General features: G+C 55.8%; 1 protein-coding gene. It reads left to right on the forward strand.

The features are described from left to right. Positions 1 to 207 precede the first annotated feature (207 nt). Positions 208 to 1,662, forward strand: a complete 1,455-nt coding sequence (gene emmdR / locus AB8818_RS22840; RefSeq protein WP_192984777.1) for a multidrug efflux MATE transporter EmmdR — start codon at positions 208 to 210, stop codon at positions 1,660 to 1,662. Positions 1,663 to 1,737: the final 75 nt, after the last annotated feature.

Here is a 1,737-nt window from a genome sequence, read left to right on the forward strand (position 1 = left end):
ATACGGATTAACAGTCCGCCGTTCTACCGACTGAACTACAGAGGAATCGTTGTGGAGGCTTATCTTAGCGGCGAAAAAACTTTTGTCAAACCTGATCTTAGGGAAAATCGACTGATTGCTGATTCTGTCGTCAGTTTGTTGTAATTCCACACATCTTTTTTCAGGAAAATACTTTGCAGGATTAGCTTTTCTCCCCCATCATTTGAAATGGAGTTTCAACTTTTCTCGCTAAGGTCCATTTTGAACGTCACTGCCTCCTTACGCCAGGCGATAGAGCGCACGCCGTGGTATGCAAAACGTAAAAGCTATCGTGTCCTGTTCTGGCGTGAAATCACCCCTCTCGCTGTGCCTATCTTCCTGGAAAATACCTGCGTTTTGCTGATGGGGGTCCTGAGCACCTTCCTGGTGAGCTGGCTGGGGAAAGAGGCGATGGCGGGGGTCGGGCTGGCGGACAGCTTTAACATGGTGGTGATGTCATTTTTTGCTGCCATAGACCTCGGTACGACGGTGGTGGTGGCTTTTAGCCTCGGCAAGCTTGACCCCAAACGTGCGCGCGAGGCGGCCCGCCAGTCGCTGATGATCATGACCATTTTTTCGATTGTTCTGGCGGCGGTGATCCACTATTTCGGTAAAGAGATTATTGACTTTGTCGCCGGGGAGGCCACCAACGAGGTTAAAGACCTGGCGCTGACCTACCTGGAGATGACCGTTTTAAGCTATCCGGCGGCGGCTATTGCGCTGATTGGCAGCGGCGCGCTGCGTGGGGCGGGCAACACTAAAATTCCGCTGCTGATCAACGGCGGGATGAATATCCTGAATATCATTATCAGCAGCGTGCTGATCTACGGCGCGTTCTCGTGGGATGGGCTGGGGTTCGTAGGAGCGGGGCTGGGGTTAACCATTTCACGCTATATCGGTGCGGCGGCCATCATCGGGGTGCTGATGACGGGAATTACGCCTTCGCTGCGTCTTACGCTCAAGAGCTACTTCCGGCCCTTGAACTTCGCCATTATCTGGGAAGTGATGGGAATCGGCATTCCCGCAAGCATTGAATCCGTGTTGTTTAACGGCGGGAAGCTGCTGACGCAGATGTTTGTCGCCGGGATGGGGACCGACGTTATCGCCGGTAACTTTATCGCCTTTTCCATCGCCTCGCTGATTAACCTGCCGGGTAACGCGCTGGGTTCGGCATCAACCATTATCACGGGCAAACGGCTCGGGAAAGGGCAGATAGGTCAGGCGGAGCGGCAGCTGCGGCACGTCTTCTGGCTGTCGACCATAGGGCTGACGCTGATCGCCTGGGGAACCGCGCCGTTTGCCGGGCTGATGGCCGCGTTCTATACCCACGAAGAGGATGTTAAAGAGGTGGTGAAGATCCTCATCTGGCTCAACGCCGCCTTTATGCCCATCTGGGCGGCATCCTGGGTGCTGCCCGCCGGGCTGAAAGGGGCGCGCGATGCCCGTTTTGCTATGTGGGTGTCCATGCTTGGCATGTGGGGGTGTCGCGTTGTGGCGGGCTATACGCTGGGCGTGGTGCTCGGCTGGGGCGTGGTTGGCGTCTGGCTGGGGATGTTCCTTGACTGGGCCGTGCGTGGGGCGCTGTTCTACTGGCGTATGGTCAGCGGGCGCTGGCTGTGGAAATATCCGCGACAGAATGCCTGACAATTGCGCGAAGTGGAGAATAAATCGGCAAACGATCCGAAATCTGCATTCTGCCTTTGACATCCCAGGGGAGCA

The organism is Enterobacter sp. KB-280D8, from assembly GCF_041399405.1.
Taxonomy (GTDB): domain Bacteria; phylum Pseudomonadota; class Gammaproteobacteria; order Enterobacterales; family Enterobacteriaceae; genus Enterobacter; species Enterobacter cloacae_N.